The following is a 17,169-nucleotide window of genomic DNA, read 5'->3' on the forward strand; positions in this document are numbered from 1 at the left end:
TCACGGGGCACGTTACGGTGGGACACACCTTCAGCAGTGAGGGCTGCGCGACAATCGCTGGGGGTCCCCCATGGCTCTCGATCAGGCGTCCGACGTGGATCCGGGCCTGCGGATCGAGGTGCGGCACGACGACACCACGTCCATCACCCGGATCATCATCCAGGGCGACGTGGACGCGGTGACCTCCGACCGGGTGTTCGAGGTCTTCCTGCAGGCTCTCCGGGAGCACCGTCCCACCTGCGTCGACATGGATGTCAGCGGAGTCACCTTCCTCGACTCCTCCGGCATCCGCACGCTGGCCCAGTGCCAGGCCGAGGCCCGCCGCGCCGGCAGCCACATCGTGCTGCTCAACCTGCCACCGATGGTCCGCCGAGTGCTCGAGATCACCGGCTTGCTGCACCACTTCGGCGTCGCCCACGTCTGGGACGACGTCGCCACCGGTCAGTGAGCGGTGCCCCGGCGGGCGCTCTCGACCAGCCGGCGCAGCACCTCCAGCCGTAACTGATCGTCGAAGTTCCCGCCGATCGCCGAGGCGGCCCGGTAGCACGCGTGCCAGGCCGCCTCGGCCGGATCGGGCCCCAGCGCGGCGGCGACGGCCTCCACGGCGTGGAACCGATAGAAGGCCGTTCGACTTCCGCAGCCCGGGCGAGGACCACGTCGCCGCCGTCCGGTTCGAGGTGTGGGACACCGAGCCCGGCCCGCCGGACGAGGGATGGGACGAGCTGGACGACGTGTCCGTGTCGCTCACGTCGGGATACGTAGGGATGACTCTGGCCTTTGGGGGTTTGGTCTGCGGTTTTGCCGGGGCTCGCGCGCGGCCGCGGCCGCGGCATGGTTGAGTGGGAGCGTGGAGTTCGTGGTGGCCGACGTCCCTGACAAGGAGCGCTTCGAGGCGCGGGACGCCGAGGGGGTGCTGGCGGGCGTGCTGACCTATCAGGTGACGGGCCCGATCATGGCCTGTACGCACACCCGCGTCGAGCCGGCCTTCGAGGGCACCGGCGCCGCGGACGCGCTGGCCCGGGCCGCCCTGGAGGACGCCCGCGCGAAGAGCCGGACCGTCGTGCCCATCGACCCGCTGCTCGGCGAGTGGCTGGACAGACACCGCGAGTACGACAAGATCGTGGCCCGCTCGACCCGCCGGATCAAGTAGTCCCACGCTCCCGGGTGACCGGCGGGCGTGAGTGATTGCGCCTGAATGCCGAGGTCGCGGGCCGGTGTGACGGAAGTCCTCCAAGTTGTCCGTCATGGGTTCGTCCGAAGCGGGAAGGCTGTGCGTATCTGCCTCTGGCGGCGGTCGCAGCGGTGCGGCCGCCGGCCGGTGGTTCCGGCATGTCGCGCTGCGGGAGGCAAGGTGCTCAGTTCGTACGATCGCCGGCGGTTCAACGAGATCGTCTCGGGGCTGCTGGAGGAGGACCCGGGCTTCGGGACCCGGCAGGTCGCCGAGCCGCGGGAGCTGCCCCGGCGGCCGGTCGTGGCGTTGCTGCTGTGGGCGAGCATGCCGTTCCTGGTCGCCCTGGGCGGCGGGACCGGGGCGCTGCTGGCGCTGCTCGCCGCCGTTTACGGCCTCCGGCTGTGGTTCCGGGGAACCGACCGGCGCTGACGCGCGGGCCGAGGTGCCACCGCGGCCGTGACCTGGGCCAAGGCATCGACCGATCTCGACGCCATTGATTGATGACCTTGAGCCTGGCAAGCTGGCGGCGTGGCGGACCCCCGCAGCCCTGCCCGTCCCTCGCTCGCCCGCTTCCGGGTGCTGGCGGCCGGGAGCATGGTCTCCACGTTCGGCGGCTACCTCAACATGGTCGCGCTCAACCTGTTCGTCTATCAGGCCACCGGCAGCGCGGTCGGCGTGGGCGCGTTCCTGGCCCTGCGGTTGGGCTGCGGATTCGTGGCCGGGCTGGGCGCCGGCTGGGTCGCGGCCCGGCTGCCCCGCCGCGCCGTCCTGATCGGATCCAACCTGGTCCAGGCGGCATCCCTCACCGCGCTCGCCGTGTCCCCCGAGCCGGTCCAGCTGACCCTGCTGCCCGTCGTCGCCGTGGTCTCGGGCGTCCTCGGCACCGTCTCGGCGGTCGTCCTCCGCAGCAGCGTGCCCGACCTGGTCGGCCCCGAGCACCGGGTCGCCGCCAACGGGCTGCTGGTCACCGGGCGCGCGGTCGCCACGGCGGCGGGCTTCGCGGCGGGCGCCGTGCTGGTGGGGTGGCTCGGCTACCGCGCCGCCTTCGCCGTGGACGCCGCCACCTTCCTGGCTCCGGCGCTGATCCTGCTCCTGGTGCCGATGCCGTTCGCCCGGCCCCGGCGGGACTCCGCACCGGTCCGGCGGGAGAGACACGACAAGACCTGGCGGCGTACGGCCTTCGCCGCGCTCGCCACCACCCCCGTGATCGCCGTGATCGTCGCCGTCCGCGCGGCCGACGCGTTCGGCTCGGCCTCCCACAACGTCGGCCTGCCCGTCTACGCGACGCAGATCCGGCCCGGCGACCCGGCCGGCTTCGTCGGCACCTTCTTCGCGGTGTGGGCGGTCGGCCTGATCGTCGCGCACCAAGCTGTCCGGCTGGCCCGCCGCCGGCTGGGTGCCGCCTATGACGACCCCGCCCGTACGCAACGCGGCTTCATCATCGGCACCTGCGTCATGTCGATCGCGTTCGTCGTGGCGTTCGCGGGGCTGCCCACGGCCGGCATGCTCGGTGTCGCCCTGGTCGCCGGGATCGCGGACGGCTACACCGAGATCACCTACTCCACGCGTCTGCAGGCCGAGCCCGAACCGGCCCGGGGCTACGCGTTCGGCCTCACCGCGATGGCCGAGAACGGCGGCTTCGGCGCCGGCATGCTCGTCGCCGGCGGCCTGATCGACCTGTGGGGTCCCTTCACGACCGCCCTGGCCATGCACGGCGTGGTCGTGCTCCTCGCCGTGGCGCTGTCCGCCCGGATCGGCCTCGCCCGCGCGAAGCCGGCCGCCGCGCCCGGCCCCGCCTCGACCGGCCCGGCCACGACCGGCCCCGCCTCGACCGGCCCGGCCACGACCGGCCCGGCCACGACCGGCCCGGCCACGACCGGCCCGGCCACGACCGGCCCCGCCTCGACCGGTTCCGCGTCGCCGGGACCGGCAGCCAGAGAGGAATCGCATGCCGCACGAGACGAGCGACCCGCCGGTTGACCTGTCCGAAGCGGCCGGCCTCGCCGGGGCCGCCGAGCTCGCGATGAGTGAGCGCATCGACGTGGCGGGGCGGCGGCGCACCGTCGTCTACGTGGCGCCCCTGCCCGGCGTGGATCCCGCCGACCTGCGTCGCGCGGTCACGGCGGCCGCGTCGGGATCCCATCCAGCGCTACCGGACGTCGTCGTGGTGACATCCATCCCGCGTACGGACACCGGCGACGTCGACTGGCCCGCTCTCCACCGCCTGCCCGTCGCCACCTCGGCCGGCGCCCCGATCCACCCCGCCGCGCCGCCGCCCGTGCCCACGTTCCCGCTCACGACACCCATGGCGCCGCCGGCCGGCGAAGAGGCCGGCCCGCAGGTGCACTCCGACGAGCCCGCCGGGCCGCCCGTGGTCATCGGCGGCGACGAGCTGCCGGAGGACGAGCACGACCAGCCCGACCTCGTCCGGGCCCTGCTCCACGCCGCCGCCACCTGGCCCGATCGCGGGCTGACCCTGGTCGAGGCGGACGGGACCCGGCGACTGTCCTATCCCGAGCTCGCCGGCGCCGCCCGCCGGATCCTGACGGGACTGCGCGCCGAGGGGCTGCGCCCGGGCGACCCGGTGATCCTGCACGCGCCCACGCTGACCGGTCACTTCACCGGACTGTGGGCGTGCGTTCTCGGCGGATTGCATCCCGTCGCCGTCGCGCAGGCGCCCACCTATGAGCGCCGGAACGCCACGCTCGACAAGCTGTTCCATGCCTGGCGCACGCTCGGCGAGCCCCCGGTGCTGTCGAGCGGGACGACGGTCGGGGCCCTCACGGCGTACGCGGGAATGCGCGGGATGCGCGTGCTGGACCTCGACGCCTGGCGGGACGCGCCGCCTGCCTCGGACGTGCATCTGCCCGAGCCCGGCGACGTGGCGACGCTGCAGCTGTCGTCCGGCAGCACCAGCCGGTCCAAGATCGTTCCGCTGACCCATCGCGGGCTCGTCCGCTACGCGCGGGGATCCCGGCTCGCCGGCCGCTTCCGCCCGGGCGGCACGGCCCTCAACTGGCTGCCGCTCGATCACGTCGCCGCGCTGGTCATGACCCATCTGGGGCCGGTGCTGCTCGGCTCGCCGACCGTACACGTGGCGACGCCGCTCGTGCTGGCCGACCCGTTGCGCTGGCTCGACCTGCTCGAGGAGCACCGGGCCGCGCACAGCTGGGCCCCGAACTTCGGATTCAAGCTGGTCGCCGAGGCCCTCCGGGCGGCCGACGGCACGCGGACCTGGGACCTGCGGCACGTCCGCAGCCTGATCAACGCCGGCGAGCAGTGCACCGAGCCGGTGATGCGCCGGTTCGCTCAGACGACCGAGCGCTTCGGGCTCGGCGCGCGCCCGCTGCTGCTGGCGTGGGGGATGGCCGAGACGTGCACGGTCTGCACGTACCAGCCGTTCGACGCGGCGGCCGTGCAGCGCGTGCGGGTCGGGCCGGACGGCGTACGCCTGGAACTGGATCCGTCCGGCAGCACCTTGCTCAGCATGGGGCCGCCCGTGGCCGGCACGGCGATGCGCGTCGCGGGCCCCGACGGGCGGACCGTGCTGCCGGAGCGGCACATCGGCCGGCTGCAGGTGCGTTCCGAGCGGGTGCTGCCCGGCTATCTGCACAACCCGGAGGCCGATCGCGAGGCGTTCCCGGACGGCGACTGGTTCGACACGGGCGACCTGGCCTACCTGCACGACGGCCGGATGACGATCACCGGCCGGGCCAAGGAAGTCATCATCGTCAACGGCGTCCACTACTTCTGCCACGAGATCGAGGACGTGGCCGGCGAGGTCGACGGGGTGGCCGTCAGCAACGTCGCGGCGCTGGGCGTGCCGGACGCCGAGGGCATCGAGCGGATCGCCGTCCTGCTGGTGCCCTCCGGCGGCGACGATCCCGGCCTGCTGAGCCGGGTCCGGGCCCATCTCGCCCACCGGATGCAGATCACCGGCGCGGAGATCGTGGCGGTGCCGCCGGACCGCTTCGACAAGACGACCAGCGGCAAGATCCAGCGCGCCGGGATGCGCGCCCGCTGGCTCGCCGGCGGCTACGACGACGTCCGGTCCTCGGATCCCCGCACCGCGCCGGACTGTGTCTATCGGGCCACATGGCATCCCCGGTCGTTCCCGGAGGATCCACACCCGGTCCCGTCGCCCCGCATCGTCCACACGGGATCCTCGGTGGCGGAGATGCTGGCGCTGGCTCGCCGCATCGCCGCGGAGGGCTGGACCGGCGAGTTGGTCACCGTGGGGTCGTCGTCGCCCGAGGCGGCCGTCGTCGCTTCGCTGGGAGCGAGCCTCGCGGCCGAGCATTCCGGCGTACGGGCCTGGCACCTCGACGTCCCGGACCACGACGACGCCGTCATCCGCCGCGCGCTCACCTGGCGCCACCACGAACCGGTCATCGCATGGCGCGGCCGGCCCCTGGTGCGGCGGCTCGAGCGCGTCCCGCTGGCCTTGGCCGACGGGGAGTCGCCGCTGCTGCCGGGATCGCGCTGGCTGGTCACCGGCGGGCGCGGGGGAGTGGCGGCCGCCCTGCTCGGCTCGCTGCCCCACGGCCTCGACCTGTTGATCACCGGCCGCACCCCCGTCCCCGCCGACGATCCGGCCCTCGTCGCGCTGCGCACCGCCGGACACCGCATCCAGTACGCCGCCCTGGACATCACCGACCCGCAAGCCCTGAACCAAGCCGTCGACGCGTGGGGCGGCGCCCTCGACGGCGTCCTGCACCTGGCGGGCCAATACCAGCTCGAACCACTGGCGACCGCCGACCCGGATCACTGGCACGACCAGCTCGCCGCCAAGGTGCAGGGGTCACTCGCCGTCTCGGAGCTGCTGGCCCGGTGGCCGGATGCCGCCCTGATCGCCTTCTCGTCGCTGGTCGCCCAGGTCCCGGTGGCGGGGGCGAGCGCCTACGCGGCCGGCAACCGCTTCCTCGAGGCGTGGTGCGAGCAGCTCGCGCGGGACCGGCCCGTGTGGTGCCTCGCGTGGGGCGCCTGGCGGGGCACCGGCATCAGCCGGAGTCAGGAGGCGATCGAGGACACCCTGCGCCGGTACGCGTACGTCCTCGAGCCCGCCCAGGCGGCCGCCCTCACCCACGCGGCCCTCCGTCTGCCGCCCGGTCAGCTGTACCTGGGCGTGGATCCAGCCGCCGTCCGTTTCCGTGGCCTCGTGCAGCCGCCGCACGCGCTGGAGACCGCCGCCGGGGCCGACGCCTTCGGCACCGAGCTGCCCCCGCCCCTGGTATCCCGAGCCGCTCCAGTGGTGTCCGATCCCGTGCCCGCGGGATCCGGTGTGGTGCGCCGGCAGGTCGACGCGGCCTTGCGAGCGGCGCTGCCCGGCGGGGTCCGCGACGACGTGCCGTTCTACGACGCGGGACTCGACTCGGTGGCCATTCTGCGGGCGCACGCGCTGCTGGAGCGGGCTCTCGGGCGTACCCTCCCGCCGACCTTGTTCTTCGAGCACGGCACCCCGGCCGCGCTGCGGGCCCACCTCGGGGGCTCGTCCGCGGCGGACGGCGCCACGCCGGCCGGGGCGGGCACCCGGGACGGCCGCGTCGCCGTGATCGGCATCGCGCTGCGCTTCCCGGACGCCGCGGACACCGGGCAGTACTGGCGGAACCTGCTCGACGGGCGGGTGAGCATCCGGCGCTTCGACCGGGCCGAGCTGCTCGCCGCCGGGCTGCCCGCCGCGCTGGTCGACGACGAGCGGTTCGTGCCGGCCAGCGGCGCCCTGGACGACATCGCCGGCTTCGACGCGGCGTACTTCGGGATCAGCCCGGGCGAGGCCGCGCTCATGGATCCGCAGCACCGCAAGTTCCTGGAGGTGTGCCACGAGGCGCTGGAGGACGGCGGCTACGCGGGCAGCGCCGGTCCCGTGGCGCTCTTCGCCGGCTCGGGGATGCACTTGTACTCCCTGCGGACGTATCTGCGCACGCAACTGGGCGATGTGGATCCCGGCGATCAGGTGGCGGCGCTGCGGGCCACGATCGGCAACGAGACGGACTTCCTGGCGAGCCGGGTGGCCTACAAGCTGGGGCTGACCGGCCCGGCCGTGAGCGTGCAGACCGCCTGCTCGACCGCCTTGGTCGCGGTCCATCAAGCCGTACGCGCCCTGCAGGCCGGCGACGCGGAGCTCGCGCTGGCCGGGGCGGCGGCGCTGCACGTGCCGGGCGTCGCCGGCTATCGCGCCGAGCCGGGATCCATCCTGTCGCCCACCGGCGTCTGCCGCCCCTTCGACACCGCCGCCGACGGCACCGTGGGCGGCAACGGCGTGGCGGCGCTGCTGCTCAAGCCGCTCGACCGCGCCCTCGCCGACGGCGACACCGTCCACGCCGTCATCACCGGCACGGCCGTCAACAACGACGGCTCGGACAAGGCGGGCTATGCGGCGCCGTCGGTCGGCGGGCACGCGGCGGTGATCCGGCGGGCCCTCGCCGCGGCGGGCCTGACCCCGGACGACCTCGGCTATCTGGAAGCCCACGGCACCGGAACGCCGATCGGCGACCCGATCGAGATCGAAGCCCTCCGCACGGTCTTCGGCGAGCGGCGCTTGCCGCTCACCGTGGGCGCGGTGAAGGGCAACATCGGCCACCTCGACACGTGCGCCGGCATGGCGGGACTCATCAAGGCCATCCTCGCCGTCCGGCACGGGCAGATCCCGCCGGTGGCCGGCTTGCGGGATCCGATCGTCGCCGGCGCCCTGTCGTTGCCGACCTCACCCGTGGACTGGCCCGCGGAGCAGCCGCGGCGGGCCGGCGTGTCCGCGCTCGGTGTCGGCGGCACCAATGCGCACGTGATCGTCGAACAGGGCCCTGCGCCGGATCCCGCGCCCTCCACGAGTGCTTATCTCGTGCCGCTGTCGGCGCCGACTTCCGAAGCGCTGACCACGCTGGCCGGGCGTCTCGCGGACCGCCTCGACGCGGCGGATCCGCCCCGGGCCGAGGACGTTCTCATGACGCTGGGCGCCGGGCGGCGGATCCACAGCGAGCGGCTTTTCATCCACGCCGCCACCGCCACCGCGGCAGCGCGCGCCTTGCGGATGCCGGCAGATTCCCCGGCCGCGCCAGTTATCGGCCCTGTCGTCTTTGCCCTCGCCGGGCAGGGGGCTGATGTCGCGGCCGCGATCGCTGCGCTGCAGGGCCATCCCGCCGCCCGCGACGTCCTCCGCGAGTGCGCCGCCCACCACGAACGCTGGTGGGGGACGGACCTGCTCGCCCCGGTCACCCCGGGCGACACCGCGGCCGGGCAACCCGCGCTGGTCGCCCTTCAGCTCGCTCAGGCCCGCTTCCTGCACACCATCGGCGTACGCCCGGAGCAGCTCATCGGTCACAGCGCCGGCGAGTACGCGGCCCTGTGCCTCGCGGGCGCGCTGAGCGTGGCAGACACCATGTACCTCGCGGGCCTGCGCGGCCACCTGATGCAGCATCGCACCGAGCCGGGCGCCGCAGTCGCCGTCTTCACCGACGACGCCACGGCCGGTGATCTCTGCGCCGCCGTGCCCGGCCTGACCCACACCGTGCGCAACGGCCCGGAGAACCAGGTCCTCTCCGGCTCGCCGGCCGTGGTGGATCAAGTCTGCGCCGCTCTCGACGAGGCCGGCATCGGCTACCGGCGCCTGGCCGTGAGCCACGCCTTCCACTCCGCCGCCATGGATCCGATCCTGGACGACCTGACCGCCCAGGCGGCCACCCTGGACTGGCAGCCCCTCCAGACCCCGCTGGTGTCAGGCTTCGACGGCACGATCCTTTCCCCGGGTACGCTCCTCGGCGCCGGCCACGTCCGCCGGCACACCCGCGACCGCGCGAACTTCCGGGCCGGCGTGGAGACGCTGCTGGCTCTCGACCGTGGTGCCGCCTCCTCCTTCATCGAGTTGGGCCCCGGCGCGGTCCTGACCGGCCTGGGTACGCAATGGCCGGACACCACGTGGATCCCCACGCACCGCCGCGACGGCTCGTTGGCCGGCGCCGTAGGCGAGTTGTTCCGCCGCGGGATCCACGTCGACTGGAGCAGCCTCGCCCCGGGCGGCCGCCGGATCCCGTTGCCCACCATGCCGTTCCGCGCCGACCGGCACTGGGCTCCCGCCGCTGCCGAACCTGCTCGCCCTGCCGCCGTTCCTTCGTCCGCTGATCGTGCCGCCGCTGGAGGTCCGCACCCCATGCCGAACGAGCCCGTCGCCGACCCGCCAACCACCGTCATACTCGACCGGGTGCGGCACATGGTCGCGCGCCACCTGGGCACGAGCGCGGACGCCATCCCGCCGGACCGCCCCTTCTTCGACCTCGGCGCCGACTCCCTCCTGATGATCAACTTGCTCCGCGACGTGGAGGCCGCCTTCGGAGTGCGCCTCGGCATGCGCGAACTCTTCGAGGACCACGACACCGCCGCCCTCCTCACCAAGGCCCTCACCACCCGCATGACCCCGGACCGCCTCGCCGCCCTCGCCCCCGCCCCGCCTCCGAGCGCCCCGGCTTCGCCGCCTGCTTTTTCGCCGCCTGCCCCTTCTGGGCCCGCTGGAGCGGGTGCCGCTGGCTCGGGTGCCGGTGGTGAGGGTGCCGCGCCCGCCGCCTTCCCGCCAGCTCCTACGGTTGCCCCTGCGCCGAACCCTGTCTTCGCCGCGCCTTCCCTCTCCGCCGCCCTTCCCTCCGCCGTCCTTCCGTCCGCCGCCCCTTCCTCCGCCGCCCCTTCTTCTGAAGTTCCCTCCTCCGGCCCGGCGCCGGTCTCCGACGACATCGTGCGGTCGCAGCTCGAGCTGATGAGCCGCTTCACCGACCTCATGGCGCAGCAACTCCAAGCCCGCCCGACCGCCCCGATCGCCTCGGCCGCACCGCATCCCACCGCGGCCTCATCGCATCTCGCGGCGCCGCAATCCGTGTTCCCCTCGGGCGGGCCGTCCACGACGTCATCGCCGGCGGGACAGCTCGGGCCGCGACCGCTCGGCGCGACGCCCAGCGCCGCCGGGGGACGGCTGACCGAGCAACAGCAACGCCACGTCGACGCCCTGATCGAGCGCTACACCGCGCGTACCGCCGCCTCCAAACGCATCGCCCAGCAGCACCGCCGCCGCCTCGCGGACAGCCGGGCCGTCGTCGGCTTCCGGCGCGCCACCAAGGAGATGCTCTATCCGATCGCGGCGCGCAGCTCCCGCGGCTCGCGCATCGTGGACGTGGACGGCAACGAATACGTCGACATCACCATGGGATTCGGCACGCTGCTCTTCGGACACGATCCGGACTTCGTGACCGACGCCGTGCGGGACTTCCTCGACTCCGGCATGCGGTTCGGCCCGCGCAGCGCCGAGACCGGAGAAGTCGCCGACCTGTTGTGCGAATTAACCGGCATGGACCGGGCCGCCTTCGCCACCACGGGTACGGAGGCCAACTCCGGCGCCCTCCGCATCGCCCGGGCGTTCACGGGGCGGTCGGTGGTCGTCACGTTCGAGGGGTCTTACCACGGGCATTTCGATCCGGTGCTGAGCCGCTCGGTGCCGGCCGGAAACGGCGAGAAGGAATGGCGGACCGTACCCGTGTCGGCGGGCATCCCGGAATCGGCCGTGGCGGACATGCGCGTGCTGACCTACGGCGACCCGGCCAGCCTGGAGACCATCGCACGGGAGGCCGGCCACATCGCCGCCGTGGTCATCGAGCCCGTGCCCAGTCGCCATCCCGACCGCCGGCCGGTCGCCTTCGTCCGCGAGCTCCGCGAACTCTGCGACCGCCACGGCATCGTCCTCATCTTCGACGAGATGCTGACCGGTTTCCGCCCTCATCTCCGCGGCGCGCAGGGCGTTTTCGGTGTCCGCGCGGATCTGGCCACGTACGGAAAAGTCCTCGGCGGTGGTTATCCCGTCGGCGCGATCGCCGGCCGCGCGGACATCATGGACTGGGTCGACGGCGGCTTCTGGCAGTACGGCGACACCAGCGCGCCGCCCCAGGAAACGACCTTCTTCGGCGGCACCTATCTGCAGCACCCGGTGTCGATGGTGGCCGCCAAGGCAGTGCTGTCCCGGCTGCGCGACGCCGGCCCCGAACTGCAAGAATCACTCAACCGCCGCACGGCCGCCCTCGCCGGCACGCTCAACGATTTCTTCGCCGCCGAGGACTTCCCGCTGCGGACCCTCCATTTCGGCTCACTGTTCCGCTTCGCGTCCACGGCCAATCTGGATCTGTTCTTCCACCACCTCCTGCTCGCCGGCGTCCACGTCTGGGAATGGCGCAACTTCTTCCTGTCCACCGCACACACCGACACCGATCTCGCCGCCATCTCGAACGCGGTCAAGAACAGCCTCACCGAGCTCCGCGCCGCCGGCTTCTTCCCCCGAACCGAACCAGCCCAGGTTCCTAGGACGCCCAACGCCGTGCGACGTGACGCGACCGGGGAACAGGACTCGTTCGCGCAACGGGACGCCACGGTGCAACTGGACTCCGACGTGTGGCAGGACTCCACGGAGGAACTGGATCTTGCCGAGCGGCAAAACTCCACGGAGCAACTGGACGCCACCGCGCAACGGGAGCCGGCCGAGCTCGACGTGGATGCCGGCAACCTGGACGAGACTCGGCAAGCGCCCGGGACGCCCGAGCCGCAGCCACCCAACGGAACACTCGATTTCAGTCTTTACTTCTTCGGGGACTATCCGCGGGAGAGCGCACCGGCGAAATATCAAGCCATCGTCGACGCCGCCGTCTTCGGGGACCGGCACGGGTTGCACGCGGTCTGGCTTCCGGAGCGGCATTTCGACTCGTTCGGCGGCATCTTTCCCGATCCGGCGGTGCTGGCCGCGGCACTGGCCACGCGTACGGAAAGGATCGGCTTGCGGGCGGGCTGCGTCGTGCTGCCCCTGCACGATCCGATTCTCGTCGCCGAGCAGTGGTCCATGGTCGACAATCTGTCGAACGGGCGAGTGGCGCTGGGGTGTGCGAGCGGCTGGCACGCCCGCGATTTCGTGCTCGCCCCGCAGGCGTACGGCAATCATCGCGACCGCATGTACGAGAGCATCGAGCGGATCCGCGAACTGTGGAGCGGCGCCGCGGTGGAGGCGACCGCGGGCGACGGCAGCCGTACTCAGGTGCAATTGTTCCCCCGGCCGGTGCAGGCGATGCCGGAGTTCTACACTGCGGTCGTCGGGAACCCGGACAGTTATCGGCGGGCCGGGGCGGCGGGACTCGGCGTCATCACCAATCTCATGGCGCAGACCGTCGATCAGCTCGCCGGCAACATCGCTCTCTATCGCCGGGCCCGCGCCGAGGCGGGGTTGGATCCCGAGGCCGGTCGCGTGGTTCTTCTGCTGCACACCTATTTGGGCGACGACGGCGAGCAGACGCGCGCGGAGGCCTTCGAACCGTTCTGCGACTATCTGCGCTCGTCGCTGGCTTTGTTCGGTCAGCTGACCAACAGCCTCGGGATGCAGGTCGATCTGGACGGGATGGCATCCGAGGATCTGAACTTCGTGTTCCGCCGGGCTTATGAGCGCTACACCACCGACCGCGCCCTCATCGGCAGCCCGCGCGAAGCAGCGCCCTTATTGACCCGGCTCACCGCGCTCGGGGTGAACGAGATCGGGTGCTTCGTCGACTTCGGAATCCCGCCCGAGAAAATGCTCGCGGCTCTGCCCCACATCGAGAAGCTCACCATCGCCCCGGCGCCCTCGCCGGCGCAGCGAGCGATCTGGCATGCCGAGCAATCGGATCCCGGCCCGGCCTACACCGAGTCGGCGGTCGTCCGGCTGACCGGCGCCCTCGACGTCGGAAAACTGCGCGCTGCGCTCGACCTGATGGTGCGGCGGCATCCGATGCTGCGGGCGACCTTCCCCGAGCAGAACGGCGAGCCCCGGCTGGAGATCGGCGCGCCCCGGCCGCTGCTGCTGCCGGTCACCGGCGGGGACGAGTCCGAGGTGGCCGACGCGGAGACGGCCCACCGGTTCGACCTCGCCGCCGGCCCGCTGTTCGAGCCGCGGCTGATCCGGGAGGGCCCCGAGCGGTATCTGCTCGTACTCCGCATGCACCACCTGGTCATCGACACCCTGTCCGCGGAAGTGCTGACCGAGGAGATCTCCCAGGCGTACCAGGGAAATACCGACTTGCCCGCGCCGCATCCCCTGCCGGCCCCGGTGGATCCCGGCGCCGCCGGACTCGAGCACTGGACGGCCACGCTGGCCCAACGCCCACCCCGCCCGGAGTTGCCCGTGGACCGGCCGCGCCCACCCGTGCGCACCGGCGCCGGTGACCATGTCCGGGCCACGATCGGCGCCGGCGACCACGAACTGCTGACGCGTTTCTGCCGGGAGCAGCGCGTCACCCCGTACGCCGTCCTCGTCTCGGCCCTGGCCGTCGCCCTGCGCAGGCTGACCGGCGAGCCGGACCAGATCATCGGCGCGCCGGTGGCGGACCGCCCGGCCGGTGCCGAGCGGGTCGTCGGCGCGTTCCTGAGCACCGTGCCGCTGCGGGTCCCGGTGGCGGACCAGGAGGGCTTCGCCGATCTGGTACGCACGACGCGCACCACCGTCCTCACCGCCCACGATCACCGCGCCGCCGGCCTGCCCGCCATCGTGGCGGCGCTCGGCGACGCGACCGAACCCGGCCGCACCCCGCTCTTCGACGTGGTCATCGAATTCGACCGCGCGCCCGTGTTCGCCTTCGACCTGCCCGGGATCCGGTCGGAGCCGCTGCCCGTGGTCGCCCGCCGCGCGCCCTTCGACCTCACCCTGGTCCTGACCGGCGGCGACGCGACGATCGACTGCCGGCTCGACTACGCCACCGACCTGTTCGACGAGGCGACCGCCCGGCGGGTGCTCGACCACTTCCGCCTGGCCCTGCACCACGGCCTCGCCCACCCCGCCGAGCCGCTGTCCGCCCTGCCCCGCCTCACCGCCACCGACGCCGCCCTGCTCGCCCGGTGGCAGGACGGCGGCCCGCCTGCCCCGGACGCCGACCGTCTGCTGTCGCCCCTCGACCTGTCCGCCGGCCTGACGGTCCATGGATCCGACGGGGTGGTCACCGGATCCGAAGTACGCCGCCGCGCCGCCGCCATCGCCCCGCGACTCGTCGCCGCCGGGGCGGGTCCGGGCCGGCTGGTCGGTGTGCACCTGCCCCGCGGGGCGGACGCCGTCGCCACGATGCTGGCCGTCTTCTGGACCGGCGCGGGTTACGTACCGCTGGATCCGGCCCAGCCCACCGCCCGCCTGGCCGAGATCGCCCGGGCCGCCGAGGTGGTCGCTGTGGTCGGTCCGGTTCCGCTGGCTGATCTCGTACGCGTGGATCCCGCAGTTGATCCCGCCGAAGAACCACCCGAGCCGGTGTCGCCGGGGCCGGCCGACATCGCGTACGTCCTCTACACCTCGGGATCCACGGGGCGGCCGAAGGGATGCCGCGTCCCGCACGCGGCGCTGGCCAACACCGTCGCCTGGTGGATCGGCGACCTGGGTATCACCGCCGCCGACCGGCTCAGCTGGTACTGCAGCCCCGGCTTCGACGCGTCCTGCGCGGAGGTGTGGCCGGCGGTCCGGGCCGGCGCGAGCCTGCACCCGGTGCCCGACGACGTCCGCCTCGACCCCGAAGCGTTACGGCAATGGCTCGTGGCGGAACGAATCACGGTCGCCATGCTGCCCACCCCGATGGGGGAGTTGCTGCTGGGGCTGGACTGGTCCGGCGGGGCCGGCGACCTGCGGCACCTCGTGGTGGGCGGCGACCGGCTGCACCATGGTGGCCCGGCGGGCCGGCCGTTCGCGCTGACCAACATCTACGGCCCGACCGAAGCCACCGTCGCCGTCACCACCGCTCGGATCCCGGCGGGCTCGTCCGATGTCCCGGCGATCGGGCGGCCGGTACCCGGGATGTGGGTGCGGGTGCTCGACGAGGACGGCCGGCCGGTGCCGCCCGGCGTCGCGGGGGAGATCTGGACCGGCGGGGTGCAACTGGCCGACGGCTACCTGGGCGCGCCGGAGGAGACCGCCGACCGGTTCGTCCGCCACGATCGGTACGGTCCCGCCTACCGTACCGGTGACGTGGGCCGCTGGCGGGGCGACGGGCACCTGGAGTTCCTGCACCGCAACGACGCGCAGGTGCAGATCCGCGGCTTCCGCGTCGAGCCGGGCGAGGTCGAGCACCACCTGCGCCGCCTGCCGTCGGTGCGCGAGGCGGCCGTCCTGACCGGCCTTGATCACCGGGGCGATGTCCAGCTGACCGCGCGTGTCGTACCCACCGGGCCGGACGTCACCCCGGCCGCGCTGGCCGAGGCTCTCGCGGCGCGTCTGCCCGCGTACATGATCCCGGCGGTGTGGACCCTCGCCGACGCTCTGCCGACAACCGTCAACGGCAAGCTCGACCGCGCCGCGCCCCGGGACGACCTGGAAGCACGGGTGCACGCGATGTGGTGCGCGGAGACAGGTCGTACGAGCATCGGGCCGGACGAGACGTTCTTCGCCGCCGGCGGCCATTCGCTGAGCGCGATCCGGCTCTTGAACGCGGTGCGCGCTGCCTTCGGGCGGGCGCCGGCCGTCCGGCAGTTCCTGGCCGGGCCGACCATCCGGCACATGGCTGACTTCCTGCGCTCGCCCTTCACGCCCGTGGATGCCGCCCCGGCTTCCGATGTGGTGCGGAGCGCGCCGGCTGCGGTGGTGCAGGCGCGGCAGCGGGAGAGCACCCTCGCCAGCGACGTGCCGAGCGTGCTCACCATCGCGGTGCGCTTCTCGTTGCGCGGCGACCTCGACGTCGGAGCGCTCACCTCGGCGGTCACCGCCCTGGTCGAACGGCATCCGGCGCTGCGCACCCGCTATGCCGAGCGTGACGGCGTCGTCCTGCAGGAAGTTCTCCGGCCGCGCCCGGTGTCACTGCCAATCCGGGATGCTGATCCGTCCGAATGGGATGCGATCGCCGCCGAATGGGCCGCTCAGGGCTTCGACCTGGATGCGGAGCCGGGCTTCCGGGTGGCGCTGCTGGCGTCGAAGGGGATCCACGAGCTGCTGTTCGCCATCCACCACGGCATCTGCGACGGCTGGTCGCTCGACGTCATGACCGACGACCTGGGCGCGCTCTACCGGGCGGCGCTCACCGGCGAGCCCGCGGGTCTGCCCGCCCTCGACGCGGACTTCATCGACTTCGCCACGTGGGAACGCGACCATCTCGCCGATCCGGCCACCCGGGCGGAGCTGCGCGCCTGGGCGGAACGCTTCCCGAACCTGCGCACCCTCGCCCTGCCCACCGACCACCCGCGCACCGCGGACGTGTCGCGCGCGGGGGCGGCGTACACCATCGATCTGTCACCGGATCTGATGCGCCGGGTCCGCGCGTACGCGACCAGCCGCACCAGCACCCCGTACGCCGTCCTGGCCGCCGCCTTCGCCTGGCTGGCCCACCAGCTGACCGGCCGCGACGACATCCCCCTCAACTCGACCGTCGCCAACCGTCCGGACGCCCGCTTCGACCGCGTCGTCGGCATCTTCGCGAGCGCCGCCTGGCTGATCGTCCCCACCGGCGGCGCCGCCAGCTTCGACGACCTCGTGGCCCGCGCGACCGAGGCCAACTGGCAGATGCTGGCCCGCCAGTCCGTGCCCTCCCGCGTCCAGACCGCGGCGCTGGGCCTCACCGCCCCGGAACGCGTCTACTTCGCCACCCTCGACGAGGGTGAATCCGTCCTGCGCCTGCCGGGATGCGACCCCGCCCCGGCCGGCCACATCGCCACCACCGGCTCCCGCGGCGACCAGGCCTGGCAACTCGCCGAGCTCCCGGGCGGCGGCCTGCGCCTGGAAATCATCTACGCGGTCGCCCTCTTCGACGAACCCACGGTCGCCGCCTGGGCCGCCCGCTACCTCGACCTCCTCCACCACGTCCTCGCCGGCCCGGCCGCCCCCCTGCCCACCTGACAACCCGCCCCTGCTGCCGCCGCACCACCGGCCGCTGGGGGAAGTGCCCACGGGCCCGCAGCGCGACCCCTGGCGGGCGACGGTCCGAAGTAACGAGCATGTTGCGTTCGTTTCAATCACGTGCGTCAATGGCTGGGAGCGCTCCCACCGTCCCCCT

6 protein-coding genes are annotated in these 17,169 nt (G+C 73.2%); 5 read left to right on the plus strand and 1 reads right to left on the minus strand.

Features of this window, described 5'->3' with window-relative positions; all coding sequences use genetic code 11:
* Positions 1-70 precede the first annotated feature (70 nt).
* Positions 71-448 carry an STAS domain-containing protein gene (locus tag RAN62_RS08305; RefSeq protein WP_305783920.1) on the plus strand — a complete coding sequence of 126 codons (378 nt, stop codon included), beginning with the start codon at positions 71-73 and terminating at the stop codon, positions 446-448.
* On the opposite strand, the gene RAN62_RS08310 is transcribed toward RAN62_RS08305, so the two are convergent.
* Positions 442-603 carry a hypothetical protein gene (locus RAN62_RS08310; RefSeq protein WP_305783921.1) on the minus strand — a complete coding sequence of 54 codons (162 nt, stop codon included), beginning with the start codon at positions 601-603 and terminating at the stop codon, positions 442-444. The two genes, RAN62_RS08305 and RAN62_RS08310, sit on opposite strands and share 7 nt — an antisense overlap.
* Before the next feature lie 244 nt (positions 604-847).
* Between RAN62_RS08310 and RAN62_RS08315 the strand changes: the two genes are divergently transcribed.
* From RAN62_RS08315 to RAN62_RS08330, 4 genes are all read left to right on the plus strand, one after another.
* Positions 848-1,150, plus strand: a complete 303-nt coding sequence (locus RAN62_RS08315) for a GNAT family N-acetyltransferase (RefSeq protein ID WP_305783922.1) — start codon at positions 848-850, stop codon at positions 1,148-1,150.
* A gap of 201 nt (positions 1,151-1,351) precedes the next feature.
* Positions 1,352-1,600 (plus strand): DUF3040 domain-containing protein, encoded by a 249-nt coding sequence (locus RAN62_RS08320; RefSeq protein WP_305783923.1) that lies wholly within the window; start codon positions 1,352-1,354, stop codon positions 1,598-1,600.
* 99 nt (positions 1,601-1,699) lie between these two features.
* Complete coding sequence (locus tag RAN62_RS08325; protein ID WP_305783924.1) at positions 1,700-3,151, plus strand: MFS transporter; 1,452 nt, start codon at positions 1,700-1,702, stop codon at positions 3,149-3,151.
* Positions 3,120-17,012 (plus strand): non-ribosomal peptide synthetase/type I polyketide synthase, encoded by a 13,893-nt coding sequence (locus RAN62_RS08330; RefSeq protein WP_305783925.1) that lies wholly within the window; start codon positions 3,120-3,122, stop codon positions 17,010-17,012. Before RAN62_RS08325 ends, RAN62_RS08330 begins: the two co-directional genes overlap by 32 nt.
* Positions 17,013-17,169 lie beyond the last annotated feature (157 nt).

Source organism: Symbioplanes lichenis (assembly GCF_030709675.1).
Lineage (GTDB): Bacteria > Actinomycetota > Actinomycetes > Mycobacteriales > Micromonosporaceae > Actinoplanes > Actinoplanes lichenis.